This window comes from Cohnella zeiphila, from assembly GCF_014212055.1.
GTDB classification, from domain to species: Bacteria; Bacillota; Bacilli; order Paenibacillales; family Paenibacillaceae; genus Cohnella; species Cohnella zeiphila.
Genome location: NZ_JACJVO010000005.1, coordinates 79,712 through 101,772, shown reverse-complemented (window position 1 = coordinate 101,772; position 22,061 = coordinate 79,712). Strand labels below are relative to the sequence as shown.

The window sequence follows — 22,061 nt, the reverse complement described above, 5'->3', positions numbered from 1 at the left end:
GGCCAAGCGCAATGAGAACGTTATCCGGACGCGAGCTCCTTCCAGCTCGCTCCGCCGTCCCGCGTGCCCAACAGCGCCCATCCGCCATCCTTCTCCGACCGGCACAGCAGCCAGCCCGACTTTGCGTCCGCGAATTGCATCCGCTCCGGAATCGGCATCTTCGCCAGCGCGCTCCGCAATACGCCGTCGCCCGGCACCTCGGTCCAGCTTCGCCCGCCATCCGCCGTCTTCCGAAGCGTTCCGTCTAACAGCGACCAACCGTCTTCTTCGTTAGCGAAAGCAAGAGACGCCTTATCCCGGTCTGTGCCCCGATCGCCAAGCATCTCAAACGAAGACCAGGTCTTGCCTCCGTCGGCAGTCTCGAACTTGCCGTAGCGTACCTGTCCGTCCGATACGTAGGCCGCGGCGAAGTAGCCTTGCCGTCCTTGCGCATCGGCAAAACGCGGCTTCTCCGGTACCGAATAGATGCCGGCCGCATCGATTCCGTCCGGAGGCGGCAAGGCGTCTTCTTGCCACGTGCTCCCGGAATCGGATGTCCGGTAGAGCTGCAGCTTGGCGTCCAGCGGATTTTCCAGCGCCGCCCAGCCGAGCTTCGCGTCGGCGAACGACAGTCCCAGAGCAGCGCCGTACTGCGGCAGCGCCTGCCCGGTCGCGTCCGGGTCCGGGATATATCCCGTATCGCTCGACGCCAGCTTCCACGACTTCCCGCCGTCGACCGTCCGGAACACTTTTTTCTGCGTATGTCCCATCGCCGCATCAAGGCCCGTCGCGAGCAGCCAGCCATCCTTCTCGCCTACGAACTGCATGTCGACGGCCCGAACCGGATAAGCGACGGACGATTCCGCCCACGTCTCCCCAAGATCGTCCGTTCGAAGCAGCCTCGTCTCCTTGCCGTCCGACCATCCGATCATGACGGTTCGCGAATTCGGGAAAAGGACCTGCGGCAGTCCGAACTCCCCGCCCGTCTCCGGAGCCTGCCCGCTCTTTCGCAGAACGGCTTGCCAACTGCTCCCGCCGTCCGTCGTCCGCAGCAGCTCCAGCTTGCCTCCGCGATCGCCCCAGAGCCATCCCGTCCGCCCTCCGTCCGCCAATTGGAACGAGGCCGGCCCGCCCGTAAACATGGCTTCCGCCGGCTTCGATACCCGGGACGGCGCCGCGGACGCGGATGGCGAGCCCGCCAAAGCGGCCGGCGAAGCTCCCGGCGTTGCTTCCGCCGTCGCCCCCGAGGCGGCCGATCCTCCCGTTTCCGCCGCGGCGATTCCCGGCGCGCTCCCCGACTCCGCGGAAGGCGGAAGCTCGGGAGCGTTCTTTCCCGCGCAAGCGGACAGCGCCAAAATAGCCGCGGCCAGGACGGCCGCCGGCTTGAGACTCGCCATCGTTCTTTTCCCGTGTTCGCCTCTCATTCCGATCACCTCTACGGAATAGACGAACGAACGCGGCTCGCCGTTGCCGTCATGCGGCACGATTTCGAATGCGGCTTCCGTCGCGAAAAAGACGGGCGATGTCGCCCGTCCTTTCCTTTAGACGCCGAGCGGCATCTGCGGCTTTCGCAGCTTCCGGTCCATGTACGTCTTGATCTCCCGCAACAGCGCGACCGAGGCTTCGATCTCCACCTTGCGCGTGGAGACGCTCTCGACGCTGCAGCCGATCGGAATTTCTTTCTCCAACCCGAACTCGAACAGCTCCTCGAACACTTCCCGCGACAACCGCACGGATTGGTCCAGAATGTCATGGGCGTGCAGCAGTTCGTTCTCCAGCCACTTCGGGATGCTGATGCCGAGCCACTTCATGAATTCGAGCGTCTTCTGCGAGCCGCACGGCGCCAGATTGAACAGGATCGGCACCGTCGGAATGCCATGCTCCCGGCAATGGTAGTAGTAATCCGACAGGAAGTTCTTCGACGCCTCGACGTCGTACGTGGCCTGAGACACGAAGAACGAGCAGCCTCCCTCCTGCTTGGCCGCGGCGCGCAGATGCTCGTCTCCTTTGCTCTTGTGACGCTCCGGGATGACGACGCCCCCGAATTTCATGCACTCGTTCAGCTCCCGGCTGAGCCGATAAGCTTCGGGCAGACGCATCGCGACCTCCTGCTTGCTCGAGGAAGCCCCGACGAACACCGAATACCGATCCTCGTCCGGATCGGAACGTAGCCAGTCCGCAAGCTCCTCGCGTCCCACCTTGCCGATCACCCGATAGATGATCTTCGGAACGTCAAGCCCGGCAAGATACCGTTTGCTGTATAAGGTCGGATCCAGCGTGGCCAAATAAGGAAAGGGCCGGTCCGCGTCGATCCGGTCCGCTTCGTCCTGCACGTCGTAAAGAATCAGGCCGTCCAGACCGATGCCCCGCAGACGCTCCGCCTGCTTGTCCGCAATCTCGGCGATCTTCTCGGCGGGATGATTGACTTTCGGGGGCGTCATGCCATATGTCAAAATGCCGGCTTGCCGGTTCTCGATCTTGTTCTTCAGCATGCTGCCGACGCTCCTCTTGCGCTTCCTCGTTATGTCCTACGACATATCCTAGTGTAGCACTTTGGATTGGCGGCATAAAGCCTTTTCTTTCGTTCGGACCGGTCCGATCGCGAGACGAAAGGGCGTTCCCCCGCTTGCTTGCCGCGGAAAAACGCCCTAAGGCATTCTCTCTTTAAATGATCCACCTCAGAACCAGCAGCACGGCTCCGACCGAGATGTTGATCCATCCGAGCACCTTCGACGTTTTCGCCTCTCTCGCCATGGACTTCACCCGGAAGGAGCCCGCGTCCATCACCAGAAGGAGCACCCCCGTCAAGATCCACAAAGGCACGACATAGCCGAAGGATCCGGTATAGCTGTAGGTTTGCACCGTTCTCCCTCCTGTCCTGTCCGATTCGCCGGTTATCTCGCTTTCATCCCGATTCTTCTGATCCTGGAATGAATGTGAAAGTCGACCGTGATTCTCGGGTACATCTCTTGCCAAGCTTCTTTGCTTTTCACGTGCGTCCGCCAGTAACCCGGCTTCATCGCCCGCACGTATTCTCCGAAGCCGAATATGTCGCTATGCGCCTGCTTCGTCTGCTCGATCAGGCTTTCGACCGAGCTGAGAAGGGCTTTTTCGTTCTGCTTGCCGACTTCCCTCAACAGCGAAGAACGGTTGACGGTCAGCTCGTTGCTTACTTTCTCCTCGAGGTTAAGTTCGGTGAAGATATTCACGTCGAAGTGCGGCAGGCCATTCCGGATGTCGACATTGATTTTGGATTTGCGGGAAGTCGCATACACCATGACCGTTCGCTCCGGGTTTCCCAGGCGGACGAACGCCCGGTAGCCGGCCGGATTCAGTCCCTTGATCACCATGTAAGTGGCGATCTCGAACGGCTTCGTGACCCCGACCATTCGGTCTTTCTTGAAGTAGGCCATTCCCTTGAGCTCGATGTTCTGTTCCTTCTTCATCTCCACGTAAGGCAGGAAGCCTTCTTGCCCCTTTTTCGAGGCCCGGCTCCAGTACATGCCGACATAATTGGTCGGAAATTTGCCCATGCGGACCGCGCTGTCCATCGTCGACATCAAATAAAGCGTCGGGACCCGTTCCAGCTCCGGCGCCGACTTCATCAAGTCCAGCGCCTTGCCCTTGGTCACCATCATCCAGGCCATCCGCCTAAGCTGCGAATTGCGCCGCAAGTAGTCGTTCAAGTTCTGGATCCCTTTGCGCGCCAGGCTCTCCGAGACGACGATCACCCGCAGATGCCCAAAGAACAGCTGCCCCGACAGCTGTTGCTGCAAATTCATCAGCGCGTCGTCGATCGTGTAGCCCGGAACGTCCATGACCCATACCGTTCGCTTCGAAGACCCCTGGCCGCTGCCGCCCCCTTCGCCGGGACCGAGCGGAATTCTCCCCGGCACCGCGATTTGCACCCCGAGCCGGATCATCGATCCGCCGGGCTCCAGGTAACTGCCCCGGAGGTGAGTGATCTCGTCTTCCTTCTCCGCCTCCGAAGGATCGATCGCGTCCACCGAGATGCCGAGCACGACCGCCCGGTCTTCGATCTCCAGCCGGTCCCAGCACCCGGTTAACAAGGGCACCGACGAGAGAAGCGCGATCAACGCCAATGCGGATTTGCACCACGCGCGCGCATTCAGGTCCGATCCCCCCGCTTCCCTCGCACCCATGCGATGATCAGCAGGAAGGCCGGGTACCCGATCGTAATGATGAGACCCATCTGGCCGATGTTCCGGATGACCTCATACATTTGCAAAATGTTTTGCGGGAGCATGGCCACAAGGAATACGATGGGCAGCAGAAAAAAAGACAGCATTTTGTGATCCTTGAGATGAAACAGGTTGCCAAGCTCCGTGACCGTAAAGAAGTATGTCGAGAACAGCGTCGTAAACACGGCGGTTACCCATACGGCCAAGAAGGCGGCGTCCAACCGCTCCAGGACGTTCGCGGGCAGCGAAGTCGCTTTGGCCAGTTCCAGCGTCGGCCAGAGCAGGTTTTTGATCTCCTCCGAGCCGAAAACGCTGACCGTCGCCAACACGATCGTCACGTAAAGTCCCCCGGAGATGACCATGCCCCATATACTTGCCCGCAGCGCCCGATTGGGACGCCTCATGGAGGGAATGACAATAGCCAGCACGAAAGCGCTCTGGAACAGGGAGGCAATCGTCAGAATGCCGTCTATCGTGCCTTTGATCCCGATATTGCCGTTCCCCCAGATCGGCAGCAGATTGATGGTATCGGCGTTCTTGAGGGCGAGCACCGTGATGAGCAATGCCGGGCCGAGGAGAAGCGGGAAATAGAAAAAATGAATATACGCGAACGTAGTGATGTTGTTGCGCGTGGAGATTGCCGCGAGCAGCAGCATGACCGTGACCGTCACTTCGAGAGGGGTTCGCGGCAATACCGCCGTAATGACGACTTCGCCGAATTCCCGTGCGGCCAGCGACGTCAAGATGGCAAAGAAGGCGATGACCATGATGCTGCCGATACGCCCCGGCCACTTGCCGATGATCGTTTCGCTGTACTGGCCGATCGTCTGACTCGGAAAGCGCATGCCGAGCACAGACACGAGGACGAGACTTGCCATCGCGACTAGCGCACTGATGAACGTAATGAAAGGGGCGCCCGATTCCGCCGCATGCACGGCGAAGAGCGGCAGCGGAAGCACCCCGACACCGATAATGGTACTGATCAGAATCGCAGCGGCCTGAATAGTCGTTATTTGCCGGGCTTCCGCCATCCATTAACGCTCCTTTCGGTCTTCCTTGAACTTTAGGGGATCGAGTACGTCGTTGCTCGGCTTCTGCACGTAATCGATCGTGCTTTCGTCGACCCGGTGCTTGTCGCCCGTAAACAGGAACGAAGGGCGTCTCCACATCCACCAGAGCGGCGCGCGGGCGATCAGATCCTTCATTCCCTGGAAGTTGCCGGGCACGAGCGGGCTGAGGTACGGGACGCCGAACGACTTGAGGGACAGCAGATGGTTCGCGATCAGAATCAGCCCGATCATCACCCCGTACAGACCGAAGATTCCGGCCATGATGACGAGCGGGAAGCGAAGCAGGCGCAGCGCCAGCGCCGCGTTGTAGGCCGGCGTCGCGAAGGAGCCGATCGTCGTCAGCGCGATGATGACGACGGTAATCGGGCTTGCGAAGCCGGCGGCGACGGCGGCCTGCCCGACGACGAGAACGCCGACGATGGAGAGGGCGCCGCCGACCTGCTGCGGAAGGCGGATCGTCGCTTCCCTCAGCACTTCCATCGACACTTCCATCACCAGCACTTCAACGATGGCCGGGAAGGGCACGCCGGCTCGGCCGCCCGCGACCGCAACCGCGAACTCGGTCGGAATGAGCTCCGGGTTGAACGAGATGATCGACACGTACAGCGAAGGGAAGATGAGCGAGAACACGAGCGCCACCAGGCGGGCCAGCCGGATCGCGCTCATCAGCAGGAAACGCTCCGTGTAGTCCTCAACCGTCTGGTAGAACTGGTTGAACACCGTCGGGACGAGCAGCGCCAGCGGCGACCCGTCGACCATAATGGCCACCCGTCCTTCCAGCAGGTTGGCGACGACCTTGTCCGGCCGTTCCGTATATTGCACCTGCGGGAACGGAGAGTAATGGTTGTCCTCGATATATTGCTCGAGATAGCCGGAATCGAGCACGGCGTCGATATCGACCTGCGACAGGCGGCGGTTCACTTCTTTGACCAGGTCGGGGCTGACCACGCCTTCCAGATAGCAGATCGCCACCTTGGATTGCGTGCGGCGGCCGAGCTCCATCGACTTGATCCTGAGGTCGCACGTCTGCAGCCGGTAACGGATCAGGGAGAGGTTCGTCCCGAGCAGCTCGATGAAGCCTTCGCGAGGTCCCCGAATGACTTGCTCCGTCGCCGGGGTGTCGATGCTCCGTTTCAGGATGCTGCGAGTGTTGACGACGTAAGCTTCGTCAATCCCGTCGACGGCAATGACGGCCTGGCCGCGCAGCACGCCTTCGACAAGCGACGCCAGGTCGCTCTCCAGCTTCACTTCGGTATGATGCAGCGCATCGCAAAGGATGACCTCTTTCAGGCGTCCCCTTGGCGCCGCTTCTTCCCGGAATTGGGGCGGCGGGTACATGAGCGCCTTCAGAACGTCGGAGTTGATCCCTGCTTGATCCACCATATTCGAATAGTAAAAGATGACCGCGGGATGACGGCCGAAGATGCGGAGCTCGCGCATGACGAAATCGTCGTTATCTCCCAGCAGGCCGTTGATGACGCGAACGACTTCTTCCAGCCTGCCGCTCATATCGGTGTGCCGGACTTCCTCCAATCGGCGATCGGGAGGAGCGGCATTCGAAGGCGGTGCCTTCTTTTTCAAGGACCTTCTTCTTCTGAACAGAGGCATTCGCGTAAACACCTTCCGATGCTGATCTCGCTGACAAGAATGAATTGCCGCTTTCTTCATTGTTTGGTTTATCGCGGTTGTTTAAACGTTGTCCCGGGAAGAAGCCCGCGGATTGGAGTAAAAAACAAAAAAACAGAGGGACGCGAAGTCCCCCTGTCGTTTGTCGTTAACGGCCTTAAACTTTAAAGGCCTTCATCGCTTTGGCCAGTTCCTTGATCGACGGGCGCTTGCCGTACATCAGCACGCCCGTGCGGTAGATCTTGGCCGACAGCCAGCCGATCGCGAGCACGCTCGCCAGCAGGATCGCGATCGAGACGATAACCTCCCACCCGGCCGGGTTCGCGAGACCGATCCGCAGAAACATGATGAACGGCGAGAAAAACGGAATGTACGAACACACCGCGATGAAGGAGCTGTCCGGATGCGACAGGCCGAAGATGGCAATATAGAAGCCGGCCAGCGACAGCATCGTGATCGGCATGACCGCCTGACCCAGATCCTCGGTCCGGCTGACGATCGAGCCGACCGCCGCGAACAGCATCGCGTACAGGAAAAAACCGGCCAGGTAGAAAAGCACGGCATAAAGGATCATCGTCGAATCGATCGCGCTAAAATCGATGCCGAGCGAATTCAGCGCATTCTTGTTCTGGGACAGGTTCAAGTTGACGACCGCCGCGCCGATGAGCAGAACGAGCTGCAGCAGGCCGACGATGAAAATCCCGATCACCTTGCCGAACATTTGCTTTAGCGGCGAGACGCTGGTGACGATAATCTCCATGACGCGGGAGCTCTTCTCCGCCGTGATCTCCGTCGCGATCAACTGACCGGTGATCATGACCGCCATGAACAGCAGAATCAGAATGGCGTAGGTGAGGCCGATCGCCGTCCCCTGCTGTTCGGCCGTCTTGCCGCTGGTCGAGTCGCTGATCTGCACCGAATCGAGCTTCACTTCGGCGAACAGCTTCGCGAGCTGCGCTTCGGTCAGTTTCGCGTCGTGCACCGCCTGGTCGGTCTTGACCGATTGCAGCGCCGTTTTCAGCGCCTGGGACGTGCCCGAGTCGAGCATCTTCTTGGACGTGTAGGTGACGTCGGGGAAGCCGATGTCCGGGTTGTCCTTGAACGTCAAGTATCCTTTGACTTTCTTATCCTCGATGGCCTGCTTCAGAGAAGCTTCCGGCGAACCCGCGGCATCGACGGCGACGAGTTCGACGTCCGGCTTCTCCTGCTTCGCGAAATAGCTCTGCAGTCCCTGGACGATGTCGCTTTGTTCGCCGGAGACGTAGCCGACCTTCGTCGGGCCTCCGCCGGAGCTGATCTTGTCGATGATATTCGGAACGTTCGCCGCGACGATGGCCAATACGACAAGGATAACGGTCGTGATAAGGAAGGACTTGCTGCGAAGCTTGCTGCGAATCGTGAAGGACATGACGGTCCACATGCTATTCATGGCGATCACCTACCGTTTGGATAAAGATTTCGTTCAAGGTCGGTTCCATCAGCTCGAACTTGCGGATCGGCCCCTGCGCCAAAGCGTGGCTGAGCACGCTCTGCGCCGCTTCGGGATTCGCGACCTTCAATTCGTAGTCATCGTTCTCGTGGCGGACGACTCCCTTCACGCCCGGAATCTTCTCCAATCCTTGAATCGGCCCTTCGCCGGCCAGCACGACCCTTTCCCGAGGAAAACGGCCCTTGATCTGCTTAAGCGAGCCCTGCAGCACGGGATTCGAGCGGTGCATGATCGCGATGTTGCGGCACAGCTCTTCGACATGCTCCATCCGGTGCGTGGAGAACAGGATGCTCGTTCCCCCGTCCCGCAGCTCCTTGACCGTCGCCTTCAGCAGCTCGACGTTGACGGGATCGAGCCCGCTGAACGCTTCGTCGAGAATGAGAATGCGGGGGCGATGGATCACGGCGGCGATGAATTGGATTTTTTGCTGATTCCCCTTGGACAGCTCCTCTACCTTTTTGTCGCGGTATTCTTCGATCTCGAACCGCTTGAGCCATCTCCCCAGATTGTCCTCCGCGTCCTTGCGCGACATCCCGCGAAGCTGGCCCAGGTAGACGATCTGATCGCTCACCTTGATCTTCGGGTACATGCCCCTCTCTTCCGGCAAGTAGCCCAGCATGCTAAGCTGCTCCTTGCCGTAGCCTTTGCCGAAGTAACGGATCGTTCCGCTGTCCGGGAAGATCAGGCCCAGCACCATTCTCATCGTCGTCGTCTTGCCCGCGCCGTTGGCGCCGAGCAGTCCGTAAATTTCTCCTTCGGCCACCTCCAGGCTCACTCCGTTCACGGCCGTCTTGTCTCCATAATGCTTGACAACCCCTTCTACCGCCAGCGGTTTCATCTTCTGGCCTCCTCCTTCCGAATTAAGCAACCCATAATGTCCTCAAGCTCCATTCGTCGGGTGGCGATTACCCGGCAGCCCTCCGACCGGCAGAACGCTTCCGCTTCGTCGGAACGGTCGGTCGCGAGCTGCCAGATGCCCGGCGCGGACTCGATCGCATCCTGCACCCCCGGCGCGCGCTTCAGGTTCGCCGCGCTCGCTCCCTCGTCTTCCAGCGAGACCGTGATCGAACGCCAGCTGTCGAAAAGCTCATCCTTCTCATAGAAGCCCAACGTCTTGCCGCGATGCAGGAACAATACGCAATCGGCCAACCTCTTGACCTCTTCGGCGATGTGGGTGGCGATAATCAACGTCCGGTCCCCTTGCTCCATGTATCGCTGAAGTTCGTCGATCATCGTTTTCCAAGCGAACGGATCGAGTCCCGACGACGGCTCGTCGAGCAGCAGCAGCTCCGGATTCGGCGCGAGCACGCCCGCCAGCTCGACTTTCCTTCTCAGCCCTTTGGACAGCTTCCGCAGCTTGGTGCGGTTCGCTTCTTCGGCATCGAACCCGCGAACCAGCTTGCGATACCGGTCCCAATTCCAACCCGGATACCATAGCGAAGCGAACCTCGCTTTCTCTTCGGCTGTCAGAGCGTCTTCATAGCTGTACGGCAGCTCGGCCAGAAAGCCGATTCTCTGCTTATAGCTCTCATCCGCATCCGGCCCGATCGTCATGCCAAGCAGCTCGGCCTTCCCTTCCTGATAGGGCTCCATATTCATCAGCAAGCGAAACAGCGTGCTCTTCCCCGAGCCGTTGGGACCGATTACGGCCGTCACGATCCCCCTGGGGATCTCCAGATCCAACGGCCCCAGCGCAAAACGCTCGCTTCGGACCGCCACGCCCGCCAGCCGAAGGGCGACGTCGTCAGATTGCTGCGCGGTCACGGCCCCACCTCCTTCTCGTTCTTTGCCTTCTCATAAGTCTCGCGAAGGATGCGCTCCATCTCCTCCCACGTGCATTGAAGCTGCAGCGCGGTCTCCACAGCCCGTTCAAAGGCCTCGACGACCCGGTCGAGCCGGTGGCCTTCCCTCGCCGTCAGATCGACTCCGGCGACGAAAGTGCCGGTTCCTTGGCGCGTGCGCAGAAGTCCTTCGTTCTCCAAGTCCTGATAGACCCTACGCACCGTAATGACGCTGCATTTCAGCGCCACGGCCAGCTCGCGAATCGACGGCAGGAGCGTTCCTTCCGTCAGTTGCCCGCCTAGAATCAAACCTCTGAGCTGCGTTTCGATCTGATGGTAGAGGGGCTCGGGGCGGTTCTCGTCAATATGAATGGGGAGCCACACAAGCCCACCCCTCTCTGTCTAGAAAGTGTAGCGGCGGCGGCGCATGCGGGCGATCGCGAGCCGGTAACCCGCCCCTAACGCAATGGCAAGAACGGCGAGGGCCGCGATCGGGATCGAGACCGGATGAGCCGCGACCTTGTCGGCCAGTCCGGTGAAGATATTCACGCCGTGCCACCCCGCGAATCCCACAAGGAGAAACCCCGCGGCGTTGAACGCCAGGTACCATTTCACATAAATCTTGCCGCTCCAGCCAAGCTCGAGATAAATGTATAAAATTTGCACGATCAAGCCGTATGCCATCCATACGACGGTCGTCGCCGCCCATTCGGCCGGGGTCGCCAGATCGCGAACTCGGGAATGCAGCAAATATTCCGCCGCCGCGAACAATCCTCCGATAACGATCATGATCGCGGCCGTTTGCAGGAAGCGCGCCACGAGAATAGTCGGCAGCGGAATCGGCAGGGTCCGCCAATGGGCGATTTTTTTGGAGAACGGGTCGTCCCTCCAGCAATGGAAGCTGTTCCGGCTCATCGGGCTGCCGAACAGCGGGAACCCGAACAAGTAGATCCAGTTCGTCATGGTAACCAGGAAATGCTTCGCATTGCCGCTTGCATCGGTCGGATCGTCGAGGCCGATGAAGATGACGCCGAAATAAGCGGCGAAAAGGCCGGTTATCAACACGCCGCCCCATTCCCTGCGCAATTCGAATGCGACAATCGCGCCTACCGCGCGCCAGCTATTCATAGGGAGCACCTCTCCGATCCCAATAGGAATTCAGTGTTTATAGTGTGTATATCTACATACACAGTATAAACACGCATGGAAGGGCGTGTCAATCCTATTGTTTGCTCTGCTCGCTTGCAGTTTCTTTTCTGAACGGATTCCCCTATAATCGAAGAACATAACAGTCGAGCGATGCCGCAATCGCCAGGAGGCCCTATCATGAACCCGAAGCGTTCCCGTTCTCATCCGCCCCGCAAGCCGGACCCGATCCGCACTTTCACCGTTCGGGAGCCTGCCCAGCTGTTGGCTTTCTTGCTCGCCTCGCCGACCGGACAAGGGCGCAACGCGATCAAATCGATGCTGGCGCGGGGCCAGATCGCGGTCAACGGGAACGCCGAGACCGCCTATGATCATCCGCTGTCTCCGGGGGATTCCGTTACCGTAAGCCTGGAGAAGATCGTTCAGAAGACGCGGTTGATCGGGCTGTCGATCCTGTATGAAGACGAAGAGCTGATCGTCGTCCAGAAGGATGCCGGTCTGCTCTCCATCTCCTCGCCTCATGACGCAAGCGCCTTGACCGCCTATCGCCAGCTCATGGAGCACGTTCGCCAGAAGGACCCGAATCGCAGAGTCTTCGTCGTGCATCGGTTGGACCGCGACACGTCCGGCGTCATGATGTTTGCCAAAAGCGAACGCATCCAGCAGGCGCTGCAGAACGATTGGCAGAATGCGGTGAAGGAACGCGTCTACGTCGCCTTGGTCGAAGGGCATGTCAAACAGGCCGATGGGACCGTCTCTTCCTGGCTGAAGGAGACGAAGACGCTGAAGATGTATTCCAGCTCTCATCCCGGCGACGGTCAGCATGCCGTGACCCATTACAAGCGGCTGCAGTCCGGGGCGGGGTTCTCCTTGCTGGAAGTGCGCCTGGAGACCGGCCGCAAAAACCAGATCCGCGTCCACATGCAAGACATCGGGCATCCGATCGTCGGCGACAAAAAGTACGGCTCCCGCTCCCGAGAGATCGGGAGGCTCGGATTGCACGCTTCCGTGCTCGCGTTCGTCCATCCGGCGACGGGCGCTACCCTGCGGTTCGAGAGCCCGATTCCGGGCGCGTTTCTCCGTCCGTTCCGTCAGGACTCGGATTAAGCCGCTTAGGAACCGAAGGTTATCCGATGCGATTCCGGCGCAAGAACAAATCCCCCAAAAGTGAAGTGATGCTTTGAAGTTAAATCCGATTCCTTTTGGAGGAGCCCCCGGGTATTCACAGGAAATTTAATCGCATAATTTCCTAAACAATAAAAAAACGGCTAAGCGATCGAATGGGGTCAGTCCCCAATGATTCGCTCAGCCGTTTTTCTTTGGATTACAATCCGAATATCGCGTCAATCACCGGCTTCGTATGCCCGCCCGGATACATCAAGTAGAGCAGGACGTAAACGGTAATGCCTGTCGCCGCCGTAACAAACCAGGTAGATGCCGTGACTCTGCCCCACTTGCGGTGCTTGGCGAAGCGCTTCTTGAACGCTAGCGTCAGCGTCGTGATGCCGAATACGGCTGCCACCATCGCCAGAACGATGTGGAAGACGAGGAAGATCGTATACAGCGTCTTCAGATTGTCCGGGCCGCCCCATTCCGTATTCCCTACGAATATGGTACGGGATACGTAGAACAGGAAGAACAGAAGGGCGGCGATCGCGCCCGCGATCATCACCTTCTGATGCGATTCGCGCTTGCCCAACAGAATGAGACGCCAGCCGATGGCGACCAGAATCGCGCTAAGTGCGATGAAGCTCGTGCTGATGGTCGGAAAAACCTGATACCATGTCATGAACGGGGGTCACCTGCTTCAATGGATAAGTGGATAAATGGTTAGCCGGGCTGCAGCTGTCTCCATTGTACCCTGCGCATTCGGGATGCACAAACGTCCCCTTCCCGATTTCACACATTGTTCAAACGTCCGGACGCCGCATGGTCGAACGTCGGATCGTCCTCCTGCGCGCGCTCTTTCTTGTACCACTGCATGAACACGGTAAACAGCGCCCAGATGTTCACGAACTCCTGCAGCAGCTTCATAATGATGCCGCCGAGCTGCTGGTCTTCATGCGGGCTCAGCACGCTGAAGAAGCCGGGGCCGTTGAACTCGGCCAGCAAGCTGGCGGAGCTGCTGGAGACGCAATAGCGCATCGCCTGCGCCCACACTTGCGGGTCGTTGTATACCGAGAACAGCGGATCGCTCGCGAAGATGATGAGTACGCAAGCGGGCGTCAGCAGCAGGCTGTTCAGGAAAATAAACCCGAGCCGGCGAAGAGGAGTCAGCCCGACCCATTCGGGCACCGGCGCGGAGATATGCCACCAGTTGAGGAGCGCGGCAAGCAGAAGCACGATATAGAACAGGCCGTGGATGAAGTAATGGACCATGATCCAATCGTGAATGCCGGGCAGATGATAGAACGAGAACATAAGGTTGAACAAGAACAAGCCGAACAGAGGCTTCCCGAGAAAGCGGATCGGCCGCCAGACCGGCAGGCTGAGCAGCGATCGCCACATCCATGACGGAATTCCGTACAGCAGGATGGGCGGAACCAGGATGTAAGAGATAGCCATATCCGTCATATGGTACGTGAACATCAAATGCCCCATCAGGCTGAGGGGGCCTCCGTGAACGGCGTACAATAACACGACCGATAGATAGAACGCGATCTGCCGACCGATCGTTACGGGTTCGCTGCCTTGGAACCGGTATCGCCACGGTCCGACGAGGAACGAATACAGCGTCGCCACCGCCAGCATGAAGACGAGGAAGAACGGGCTCCACAGATCGCTGAACGAGAAATAACTTAGCCCTTTCATCGCAATTCCCTCTTTCTTAAGATAACCCCACAAAGTGAGGCTTTGCTTCGATGTTTACTCAGGTACTTTGCGGGGACCCCGGGAACGTGAAGTGATGCTCTGAAGTTAAGTCCGATTACTTTTGGGGAGCCCCCGGTTATCCACAGGAAATTTAATCGCATAATTCCCTAAACAACAAGTGAAAAGAGGCGGGTACGCAGCCCGCCTCCTAAGCAGTTTATCCTTTTGCTTTTACCACCATACCCAATAGCTGGCCATGATGACCATCGTGAAGACGACGATTACCCCGAAGGCGATTCCGATAATCGGGAACGCGTGGCCGCGATCCTTCATGTGCATCCAGAAAGCGAGCTGGACGAACACTTGCATGATCGCCATGCACACCAGGATGATGTACGTGAACTGCGTATTGATCTCGCCCGAGGCGACCGCGGCGAACGCGATCAGCGTCAGCGCGAGGGACATGACAAACGCGACGATGTGCTTGCGGGGGCCTTCGACTTTATGGTGCCGCGACTGTCCCTCGGATACGGAAGAATGATTGTCCGACATCGGTTACGCCGCCACCTTTCCCATCAAGTAGACCACGGTGAAGATGAAAACCCACACGACGTCGATGAAGTGCCAGTAGATCGCGGACACGTAAATTTTCGGCGCCGTTACGACCGTCAGGCCTTTTTTCAAAATTTGCAGAATGAGCAGCGTGATCCAGAGAACGCCGAACGCGACGTGCGCGCCGTGGAAACCGACCAACGTATAGAACGAAGAACTGAAGGCGCTGGTGTTCATCTTATGGCCTTCGCTTACGTAAGTGGTAAACTCGGTAATTTCCAGTCCAAGGAAGCCCAGGCCCAGCACGACGGTAGCGACCAGCCAGCCGATCATCGCCTTGACCTGGTGGCGGTGCATCGCCTGCACCGCGAACACGCTCATCAAGCTAGAGAACAGCAGGATCATCGTGGCCGCGAAGACGGTCGGAAGCTCGAACAGCTCGGATGCTTTCGGGCCGTCGCCCACATTGTGGCGCAGCGCGACGAAAGCGGAGAACAGCGTGCCGAACAAGACGGTCTCGGCTCCCAGGAACAACCAGAAGCCAAGAATCTTGTTGCGGCCTTCCATCGTTACTTTCTCGGGTTCATGAGACATCAGGCCTTCTGCGTGTTGATGCGCGCTCATGCGTGAACCCCCTTCTCTTGTTCGTCCTCTTCGATATGGAAGCCGTGATCGTCGAATACCGAGCGGAGGAGCATGCACACCAGGGTGATTCCGATGCCGCCGATGGCCAGATACAGCTTGTCGTACATGAAGCCGAATCCTCCGATGAAGAGCCCGATGCTCATGATGAGCGGCATGATCGAAGGCGAAGGCATGTGAATCGGTCCGGGCGGTTCCGCAGCAGGCATCTCCGCCTGACCGTCCATCTTCACGCGCCACCATGCGTCGTAGTTGCGCACGAGCGGCAGCTGCTTGAAGTTATATTCCGGCGGCGGGGACGGAATCGACCATTCGAGCGAGCGTCCGTCTTCCCAAGCGTCGGCTTTGGCGTTGCGCGGCTTGGCAGCCGTCACGAAGATATTGATCAGGAATACGATGACGCCGACGCCCATCAGGAAAGCTCCGATGGTGGAGATCACGTTCATCGTATCGAAATCTTGACCGGGCAAGTACGTCCATACACGGCGCGGCATCCCCATCAAGCCGAGGAAGTGCTGGACGAAGAACGTCAGGTGGAAGCCGGCGAAGAACGTCCAGAACGTCAGCTTGCCGAGACCTTCGTTAAGCATCCGGCCGAACATCTTCGGCCACCAGTAGAACAGGCCGGCGAAGATGCCGAAGATCAGACCGCCTACGATTACGTAGTGGAAGTGAGCGACGACGAAGTACGAGTCATGGTACTGATAGTCGGCCGGCGCTACCGCGAGCATAACCCCGGTGACGCCGCCCATGACGAACGTCGGGATGAACCCGATCGCGAACATGGACGAGGTCGTGAAGCGAATCGATCCGCCCCACAGCGTGAACAGCCAGTTGAAGATCTTGACGCCCGTCGGAACGGCGATCAGCATGGTCGCGATCGAGAACAAGGCGTTGGCCACCGGCCCGAGACCGGTCGTGAACATGTGGTGCGCCCAGACCATGAAGCCGAGGAAGGCGATCAGGACGGTCGCGAACACCATCGAGCTATATCCGAACAAGCGCTTGCGCGAGAACGTGCTGACGACTTCGGAGATGACGCCGAACGCCGGCAGAATCAGAATGTACACCTCGGGGTGACCGAACACCCAAAAGACGTGTTCCCAGAGTACCGCGCTGCCTCCGCTTCCCGTCTCGAAGAAGTTGGCCTGGAACAAGCGGTCGAACATCAGGGCGACCAGACCGACGGTCAGTACCGGGAATGCGAAAACGATCAGTGCGGACGTGATGAAGATCGTCCAGGTGAACATCGGCATCCGCATGAAGGACATGCCCGGCGCCCTCATGTTGATGATCGTGGCCATAAAGTTGACGCCCCCGAGGAGCGTCCCGATCCCGGCGATCTGCAAGCCGATGACGTAGTAGTCGACGCCGTGGCCCGAGTTGTAGGTCGGGCTTGCGAGCGGTACGTAGGACGTCCAGCCCGCGTCCGGCACGTTGCCGGCGAACCAGCTGATGTTCAGCAGCACGCCGCCGAAGAAGAACGTCCAGAAGCCGAGGGCGTTCAGGAACGGGAACGCGACGTCGCGCGCCCCGATCTGCAGCGGAATAACGGCGTTCATGAGCGCGAACAGCATCGGCATGGCCCCGAGGAAGATCATCGTGGTGCCGTGCATCGTAATCAACTCGTTGAACGTGTCGGCTCCGACGAAATCGTTCATCGGCTTGATCAGCTGGATCCGGATGAGCAACGCCTCCAGACCGCCGACGCCGAAGAACAGTCCGCCCGCCAGTAAGTACAGAATCCCGATCTTTTTATGGTCGACGGTCGTCAGCCAATCCATCAAGCCCTTGTAGCGCTTGACCTTATGCCCGTGGTGCGCATGAGCAGCATTTGCAGCGTGTGCAGCCAAAGCCGCTTACCCCCTTCGTTTCCCAGCCGATTTAGTAATCGAGTTTGTAGTTGGCCAAATACTTGGCGATGCCGTCGAGTTCGTCCTTGGTCAGGCCGATGTCTTCCGCGGAAGGCATCGTGGCGCCCGGCTTGACCTTCTGCGGATCGGTGATCCATTCCTTCAGATTGTCCTCGACCGGCTTCTCGTCGTTATAGAGAATGCCGCCGATGGTAAGCCGGCTGCCGACACCCGTCAAGTTCGGCGCGCTCGCTCCCGTGTTCGTCTCGCCAACGGCATGGCAAGCCAAGCATTTGTTCTCGAAGGCGGCCTTGATCGCAGCGTCGTCGGAATACTTGGCAGGCTCCTTCATCGCAGCCACCCAGCGATCGAACGAAGCCGGATCGACGGCTTTGGCCTTAAAGTCCATCAAGCTGTGCGAAGGTCCGCAGAGCTCGGCGCACTTGCCTTTGAATACCCCTTCTTTGGGGAAGTCCAGATACATCTTGTTCGAAACGCCCGAGTTCGCATCGATCTTGCCGCCGATGGACGGAATCCAGAAAGCGTGGGTTACGTCGGAGGAAGCGATCTCGAACGCCACTTTCTTGTCGGTCGGAACGACGAGTTCCTGCGCGGTCGTGATGCCGTACTGCGGATATTCGAACTCCCACCAGTACTGATGCGCGGTCACCTTGACCTGGATGGCATTTTTGTCGTGCGTGTAGTCTTTGGAAAGTTTGAAAACCGAATTGATCGTCGGCACGCCCAAAATCAGCAGCAGAACGAGCGGGATGACGGTCCAAATGATTTCCAGCTTGTGATTCCCTTCCACTTGCTTCGGAATCGCGTTGTCGCCTTTGCGCCGGCGGAACCGGATCAGAACGTAGATACAAATGGCGAAGACAACGACGACCACCAGCGCCATGATGCTGATCGACAGCTTCATCAGGTCAAATTGCTCTTGGGCGACAGGCCCTTGCGGTTTCAACGTGGACAGATCGCTCTTCCCGCCGCAGGCGGACAGAAGCAGAACCATCCCTGCCAAGAGCGGAATCAACCGCTTCATTAAACGCCACCGATTCATCATTTTCAACCCCATCTCGACGTTTTCATAGACTGCGAAATCTTGTGGCGGCGGCAGTCTACGTGTGTTTCACGGATGTCTGAAATTGCCAACAAACGCTCCTAATCACTCTAATAAATATAAAGATTGGCATGTCTGTTTGTCAATGTTCACAGAACAGTTCACAAATTGTTCTCAAAACTGTCAAAATCGTTGGGGCCGTAGGGATTTACGCCGCAGGCTCCCCCGTTTCGGAAGCTCTTCCGGCGGCTCGCAAGCGTTTCCGCCGGCCCTGCGGAACCCCGCCTCGCGATCGGTTCTCCCCATCAGCATTTGCCAAAGCAGCCGAGTTTTATGTACGCGTGCGCGGTATAGTTTCGAACGCGGGAACGAATGCTACGGCCAGATGCTTTTCCTTGAGGAGGATGCGAAAGATGGCTGTCCGTCAAATCTTACCCGCCCGCCGGCTTGTGGCGCTTGCTTGCGGCATCGCGCTGGTCTGCGGACTCACCGGTTGCAATTACACCTCCTATTATCAAAAGAGCGCTCACGATTATTCCAGCCGGACGAAGAACGATCCGAAAATGATGCGCGTCCGTTCCTACGGTTCGACGACGGGCAACCCGAAGCAGCACGAGAACCGTTACTTCGAATACAGCTCCAAGCTTTCCTATGACGTCAAGGCGCTGCCAGGGGTCAACGCGGCCATCGTCATGCTGACGGACAAAAACGCCTACGTCGCCATCCTGACGGACTGGAGCGCGACGGGAACGAAGTCTCACGGGGGAGCGTCCACGAGGGAACAGGACAACACCGGGACGACCGAAGGGGTCTATAACGTAGATACGGGCGGGCGGACGCCGGTCGATCGCCAGCTCGTCACCCCATACAATTCCTACTTCACGCACAAGGACGTCTCCGACTTGTCCTCGGAGCTGCGCCAGGTGATCGGAGACACCGTCCGCAAGGGGAATCCCCGCATTCAGGAAGTGCACATCTCGGCCAATAAGGAATATGTAAACCAGATGGTCGAATTCGCCAAGGCTTCATGGGGAGGCCGGGATCTGCAACCGCTCGTTCCCGAATTCAACAAGCTGGTAAACTACACGTTCGGCCAAGGCAACGAAATCCCGCTTCCCCTCAACGATACTCCTTACAAATAAAAGGACAACAAAAAGGATCGGCCGCAGAGCTTCGCCGGGAAGCTCTCGCCGATCCTCTCCGCATATTTTTAGGAAGCCGGAGAATTTAACCGAACCAACTCGCGTTCGACGAGCAGAGTCAACTCCTCTTCGTATCCACCGGTAATCCGATATTTCCGGATGTAATCTTTCACAAACTTGCGCGGGTCTTTGGGTCGGAAAATACGAGTCAGTTCACGTAAACTTTCCTGGACTTCGTTGTGGCTTCGTTTGGCCATGCGATACCCTCCCAGCGGAAGAAATCCCGCAAGTTTTGCTCAAGCTTCACTCCTTAGGACAACGACAATTCGGTTAGACACCACTCCATTATACCAGTTATCGTCCGGGGTTAAAAGCGAAAGCCTTATATTTGGACCTCGAACCAATGCTTGGAACCGGACAGCGCGAACCGTTCGCCGGGAGGCAATTCGTATATGACGCCGGGCAGAAGCCGCTCGCCGCCGGACAGAAACGTGCCGTTGGACGAGGCATGGTCTTCCAGCAGGAACAGGCCGCGGCTCTCCTCGAAGCGAAGCGAGCAATGCTTCCGGCTGATCTCGCCCGCCGCGCCGCGGAAGATGACTCCGCACTGGGAAGCGTCCCGGCCCATCGTCAGCCAGCGGTTCGATACGAGAAATCCGCTGCCGGTAAACTCGCCTTCCACTCCCCATACGCTGGGCATCCCCGCGCGAGCGGGAGCGGCGGCTTCCGGAGGCTCCTGGGCGACCGGCAGCGGGATCGTATAATCCGGATCAGTGACGCCGGAGGAATCCGACTCCTCCTCGCCGGATTCCGGCTTCCTTCCGTCGTCTTCCTCCGGCAAGCGCTCCTCCGCTTCCGCGGATCGCTCGTCTTCTCTCTCTTCTTCTCCCTGAACTCCAGCCCTGCGGGCCTTCCTCGTCATCTGCAAAAACGCAATGACGGCGAACACCGCGATCGCGACGCCGATCCCCATCGCCGCCAGCAGCGGCAGCGTGTCTACTTCCCTCTGCGCCGCTCTTCGCGAAGTCCAATCCGCCGCTCCCGCAGGCGCCGCTCCGACCAGCCAGAATATCGCGCCGGCGCACAGCCCGACTGCCCGAATCAGGCCGCTTCTCCTCGCCATGCGCGGCATCCGTGTCGTTGCCGGACGGCCGCTCGCCGCCAACGTTCGCTGACCGCCTCGTTTCGGCCGGTCATCGACCGTACTCATCCGTTCATTCCCCCCTCTCATCTCTTTATCGGAACGAACAGACACCTTCTTCACCTCCGCATACGCTGTAAACGCTTTCGTTTTCGTCGTGATCCGTGTCCAAAAAACTCGCTAACGCCCTTATCCGGGGCAGACCTTGACCTTTCAAGCGTCTCTCCGCTTTTGGTAAGACGTTTTAAGTATACAATTTTTCACGTACCCGCTTCAATGCGAGGCGCCCATTTTTTAGCGAAACTTATGAATATTGTATGCACAAAGCCCGCCCGGCAAATGCCGGACGGGCCGCATGCGGCAGCCGTTACAGCTGCTCCTGCTTCAATACGTACTCGTTCTGGCCGAACAGCCACTTGCCGTCCTTCTTGACCAGATCGTCGCCTTGAATGATCCGGAACTTGGCGTCGGAGCCTTTGACGGTCAAGATTTTGGACTGCACGACGACGGCGCTGTTGCCGCCGCTGCCGTAATCGACGACCGCCGTCTTCTCGATCTCGTAGTTGACGTCGGCCTGATCGAACGCCGCCTTCACTTGCTCCATCGCATCGTCAAGTCCGTCAAACGGCTCGTAGGTCGCCGTAAGCTTGTCCATATCCTCGGCGTTGATCGCGTCGTTCTGCGCCTTCAGCAGGTCGTCGATCGCCTGCTTGTCGGCGTCGGGCACGTCCGCCGCCTTGGTCAGCAGCGCGTCGGGATCGTCATAGACGATGTCGTATATGCCCAGATCGTAGAGCACCCAGTCGCCGGACGCATTCGGGTGGAGCGTATACTCCATGTCGGTCGTGTTGGGGAAGTAGTACTTGCCGCTTTCCCATACCGTATGCTCTTTCGTATCCAGAATAACCTCGGTCGGCGAATAGGAGACGATTTGCTTGTCCAAATACTCCGTCTTCGTCGTTCCTTCCTTCAGCTGCTCCGGCAGATACTGCTCGATCGTGTCGCGCAGCGGAGAATCTTCGGCGACGAGCGCCATATAGCTATCCGCGTCTTTGGCCGCCTCCGACTTGTCGAGGAAGCTGTATACCGCCGCGGCCTGCTCCGCCGTCGGTCCGCTATCCGTAATTCGGACCGTGGAGGAAGCCGCGATCCAATCGACTTTCTTCCCGGACAGCATCGCGATGAATCGAACGCCTACGACCGTGCGGCCGTTCGAGGTCTTGAGCTGACCGTCGATCGGCACCGTCTTGCCGTCCACGAATGCGACGTCTCCGCCCAGCGTCATCTGAATCTCGTGCTCGTCCGATTTGGCGTCGATCTTCTTCGTCTTCGCGTCGTAATTGACTTGATAGCCCAGTTGGGCGAACAGAGAGCGAAATTCGACGAACGTCGTATTGCCGATCGTCGTCGGCGGCACGTCGAACGTCACCGCCGCGCCGTTCAGCTCCACCTGGATCGGCTGCGCTTTCCCCGCCGCCGACGCCGTTCCCGCCATGCCCGCGAACAGCATCGCGGCCGCAGTCAGCATTGCCACTTTTTTCATGCCCAGTCTCCTCATCCTATG

22 protein-coding genes are annotated in these 22,061 nt (G+C 58.7%); 2 read left to right on the top strand and 20 right to left on the bottom strand.

Features of this window, described 5'->3' with window-relative positions; genetic code table 11:
* Positions 1-20 precede the first annotated feature (20 nt).
* From H7C18_RS04380 to H7C18_RS04330, 11 genes are all read right to left on the bottom strand, one after another.
* Positions 21-1,463: a WD40/YVTN/BNR-like repeat-containing protein gene (locus H7C18_RS04380; RefSeq protein WP_238357463.1), complete on the bottom strand. Its 1,443-nt coding sequence runs from the start codon at positions 1,461-1,463 to the stop codon at positions 21-23.
* A gap of 57 nt (positions 1,464-1,520) precedes the next feature.
* Positions 1,521-2,471, bottom strand: coding sequence for a methylenetetrahydrofolate reductase (locus H7C18_RS04375; protein WP_185127794.1), 951 nt, complete (start codon positions 2,469-2,471; stop codon positions 1,521-1,523).
* Between the two features lie 172 nt (positions 2,472-2,643).
* Positions 2,644-2,841 (bottom strand): CLC_0170 family protein, encoded by a 198-nt coding sequence (locus tag H7C18_RS04370; protein ID WP_185127793.1) that lies wholly within the window; start codon positions 2,839-2,841, stop codon positions 2,644-2,646.
* Between the two features lie 32 nt (positions 2,842-2,873).
* On the bottom strand, positions 2,874-4,082 hold the full coding sequence (locus H7C18_RS04365; protein WP_238357462.1) for a Ger(x)C family spore germination protein: 1,209 nt from the start codon (positions 4,080-4,082) through the stop codon (positions 2,874-2,876).
* Between the two features lie 26 nt (positions 4,083-4,108).
* Positions 4,109-5,212: a GerAB/ArcD/ProY family transporter gene (locus tag H7C18_RS04360; protein WP_185127791.1), complete on the bottom strand. Its 1,104-nt coding sequence runs from the start codon at positions 5,210-5,212 to the stop codon at positions 4,109-4,111.
* A gap of 3 nt (positions 5,213-5,215) precedes the next feature.
* Positions 5,216-6,859 (bottom strand): spore germination protein, encoded by a 1,644-nt coding sequence (locus tag H7C18_RS04355; protein ID WP_185127790.1) that lies wholly within the window; start codon positions 6,857-6,859, stop codon positions 5,216-5,218.
* Between the two features lie 175 nt (positions 6,860-7,034).
* Positions 7,035-8,306 (bottom strand): ABC transporter permease, encoded by a 1,272-nt coding sequence (locus H7C18_RS04350; protein ID WP_185127789.1) that lies wholly within the window; start codon positions 8,304-8,306, stop codon positions 7,035-7,037.
* Entirely contained in the window at positions 8,299-9,204 is a 906-nt protein-coding gene (locus tag H7C18_RS04345; protein ID WP_185127788.1) for an ABC transporter ATP-binding protein, read from the bottom strand. The genes H7C18_RS04350 and H7C18_RS04345 overlap by 8 nt, the downstream gene beginning before the upstream one ends.
* Complete coding sequence (locus H7C18_RS04340) at positions 9,201-10,130, bottom strand: ATP-binding cassette domain-containing protein (protein ID WP_185127787.1); 930 nt, start codon at positions 10,128-10,130, stop codon at positions 9,201-9,203. The genes H7C18_RS04345 and H7C18_RS04340 overlap by 4 nt, the downstream gene beginning before the upstream one ends.
* Complete coding sequence (locus tag H7C18_RS04335) at positions 10,127-10,531, bottom strand: GntR family transcriptional regulator (protein ID WP_185127786.1); 405 nt, start codon at positions 10,529-10,531, stop codon at positions 10,127-10,129. Before H7C18_RS04335 ends, H7C18_RS04340 begins: the two co-directional genes overlap by 4 nt.
* A gap of 18 nt (positions 10,532-10,549) precedes the next feature.
* Positions 10,550-11,275, bottom strand: a complete 726-nt coding sequence (locus tag H7C18_RS04330) for a hypothetical protein (protein WP_185127785.1) — start codon at positions 11,273-11,275, stop codon at positions 10,550-10,552.
* Between the two features lie 198 nt (positions 11,276-11,473).
* Between H7C18_RS04330 and H7C18_RS04325 the strand changes: the two genes are divergently transcribed.
* Positions 11,474-12,400 carry an RluA family pseudouridine synthase gene (locus H7C18_RS04325; protein ID WP_185127784.1) on the top strand — a complete coding sequence of 309 codons (927 nt, stop codon included), beginning with the start codon at positions 11,474-11,476 and terminating at the stop codon, positions 12,398-12,400.
* 217 nt (positions 12,401-12,617) lie between these two features.
* Here H7C18_RS04325 and H7C18_RS04320 read toward each other — a convergent pair whose 3' ends face one another.
* The 6 genes from H7C18_RS04320 to coxB all read right to left on the bottom strand — a co-directional run bounded on the left by H7C18_RS04320 (position 12,618) and on the right by coxB (position 18,217).
* Positions 12,618-13,082 carry a DUF420 domain-containing protein gene (locus tag H7C18_RS04320; RefSeq protein WP_185127783.1) on the bottom strand — a complete coding sequence of 155 codons (465 nt, stop codon included), beginning with the start codon at positions 13,080-13,082 and terminating at the stop codon, positions 12,618-12,620.
* Positions 13,083-13,192: 110 nt separating this feature from the next.
* The gene (gene ctaG / locus H7C18_RS04315; protein ID WP_185127782.1) at positions 13,193-14,104 is read right to left on the bottom strand and encodes a cytochrome c oxidase assembly factor CtaG; all 912 of its coding nucleotides are present in this window, start codon (positions 14,102-14,104) and stop codon (positions 13,193-13,195) included.
* Between the two features lie 231 nt (positions 14,105-14,335).
* Entirely contained in the window at positions 14,336-14,656 is a 321-nt protein-coding gene (locus H7C18_RS04310; protein WP_185127781.1) for a cytochrome C oxidase subunit IV family protein, read from the bottom strand.
* Positions 14,657-14,659: 3 nt separating this feature from the next.
* Positions 14,660-15,280, bottom strand: a complete 621-nt coding sequence (locus tag H7C18_RS04305; protein WP_185127780.1) for a cytochrome (ubi)quinol oxidase subunit III — start codon at positions 15,278-15,280, stop codon at positions 14,660-14,662.
* Positions 15,277-17,082: a cytochrome c oxidase subunit I gene (ctaD, locus tag H7C18_RS04300; protein ID WP_185127916.1), complete on the bottom strand. Its 1,806-nt coding sequence runs from the start codon at positions 17,080-17,082 to the stop codon at positions 15,277-15,279. The genes H7C18_RS04305 and ctaD overlap by 4 nt, the downstream gene beginning before the upstream one ends.
* 100 nt (positions 17,083-17,182) lie before the next feature.
* The gene (gene coxB / locus H7C18_RS04295) at positions 17,183-18,217 is read right to left on the bottom strand and encodes a cytochrome c oxidase subunit II (RefSeq protein ID WP_185127779.1); all 1,035 of its coding nucleotides are present in this window, start codon (positions 18,215-18,217) and stop codon (positions 17,183-17,185) included.
* A 410-nt stretch (positions 18,218-18,627) separates the two neighbouring features.
* Between coxB and H7C18_RS04290 the strand changes: the two genes are divergently transcribed.
* A complete protein-coding gene (locus H7C18_RS04290) occupies positions 18,628-19,356 on the top strand; it encodes a hypothetical protein (RefSeq protein WP_185127778.1) in 729 nt (242 codons plus the stop codon).
* Positions 19,357-19,424: 68 nt separating this feature from the next.
* Here H7C18_RS04290 and H7C18_RS04285 read toward each other — a convergent pair whose 3' ends face one another.
* The 3 genes from H7C18_RS04285 to H7C18_RS04275 all read right to left on the bottom strand — a co-directional run bounded on the left by H7C18_RS04285 (position 19,425) and on the right by H7C18_RS04275 (position 22,040).
* On the bottom strand, positions 19,425-19,613 hold the full coding sequence (locus H7C18_RS04285; protein ID WP_185127777.1) for a hypothetical protein: 189 nt from the start codon (positions 19,611-19,613) through the stop codon (positions 19,425-19,427).
* A gap of 125 nt (positions 19,614-19,738) precedes the next feature.
* Positions 19,739-20,566, bottom strand: coding sequence for an FHA domain-containing protein (locus tag H7C18_RS04280; protein WP_185127776.1), 828 nt, complete (start codon positions 20,564-20,566; stop codon positions 19,739-19,741).
* Between the two features lie 298 nt (positions 20,567-20,864).
* Entirely contained in the window at positions 20,865-22,040 is a 1,176-nt protein-coding gene (locus tag H7C18_RS04275) for a copper amine oxidase N-terminal domain-containing protein (protein WP_185127775.1), read from the bottom strand.
* Between the last annotated feature and the right edge of the window lie 21 nt (positions 22,041-22,061).

Bases quoted from the DNA above. Each gene is read 5' to 3' on its own strand.
- H7C18_RS04350 (WP_185127789.1), bottom strand. From the start codon at position 8,306: ATGAATAGCATGTGGACCGTCATGTCCTTCACGATTCGCAGCAAGCTT.
- H7C18_RS04355 (WP_185127790.1), bottom strand. From the start codon at position 6,859: ATGCCTCTGTTCAGAAGAAGAAGGTCCTTGAAAAAGAAGGCACCGCCT.
- H7C18_RS04310 (WP_185127781.1), bottom strand. From the start codon at position 14,656: ATGTCGGACAATCATTCTTCCGTATCCGAGGGACAGTCGCGGCACCAT.
- H7C18_RS04285 (WP_185127777.1), bottom strand. From the start codon at position 19,613: ATGGCCAAACGAAGCCACAACGAAGTCCAGGAAAGTTTACGTGAACTG.
- H7C18_RS04280 (WP_185127776.1), bottom strand. From the start codon at position 20,566: ATGAGTACGGTCGATGACCGGCCGAAACGAGGCGGTCAGCGAACGTTG.
- H7C18_RS04375 (WP_185127794.1), bottom strand. From the start codon at position 2,471: ATGCTGAAGAACAAGATCGAGAACCGGCAAGCCGGCATTTTGACATAT.
- H7C18_RS04305 (WP_185127780.1), bottom strand. From the start codon at position 15,280: ATGAGCGCGCATCAACACGCAGAAGGCCTGATGTCTCATGAACCCGAG.
- H7C18_RS04345 (WP_185127788.1), bottom strand. From the start codon at position 9,204: ATGAAACCGCTGGCGGTAGAAGGGGTTGTCAAGCATTATGGAGACAAG.
- H7C18_RS04325 (WP_185127784.1), top strand. From the start codon at position 11,474: ATGAACCCGAAGCGTTCCCGTTCTCATCCGCCCCGCAAGCCGGACCCG.
- ctaG (WP_185127782.1), bottom strand. From the start codon at position 14,104: ATGAAAGGGCTAAGTTATTTCTCGTTCAGCGATCTGTGGAGCCCGTTC.
- coxB (WP_185127779.1), bottom strand. From the start codon at position 18,217: ATGATGAATCGGTGGCGTTTAATGAAGCGGTTGATTCCGCTCTTGGCA.
- H7C18_RS04275 (WP_185127775.1), bottom strand. From the start codon at position 22,040: ATGAAAAAAGTGGCAATGCTGACTGCGGCCGCGATGCTGTTCGCGGGC.
- H7C18_RS04290 (WP_185127778.1), top strand. From the start codon at position 18,628: ATGGCTGTCCGTCAAATCTTACCCGCCCGCCGGCTTGTGGCGCTTGCT.
- H7C18_RS04330 (WP_185127785.1), bottom strand. From the start codon at position 11,275: ATGAATAGCTGGCGCGCGGTAGGCGCGATTGTCGCATTCGAATTGCGC.
- ctaD (WP_185127916.1), bottom strand. From the start codon at position 17,082: ATGGATTGGCTGACGACCGTCGACCATAAAAAGATCGGGATTCTGTAC.
- H7C18_RS04320 (WP_185127783.1), bottom strand. From the start codon at position 13,082: ATGACATGGTATCAGGTTTTTCCGACCATCAGCACGAGCTTCATCGCA.
- H7C18_RS04360 (WP_185127791.1), bottom strand. From the start codon at position 5,212: ATGGCGGAAGCCCGGCAAATAACGACTATTCAGGCCGCTGCGATTCTG.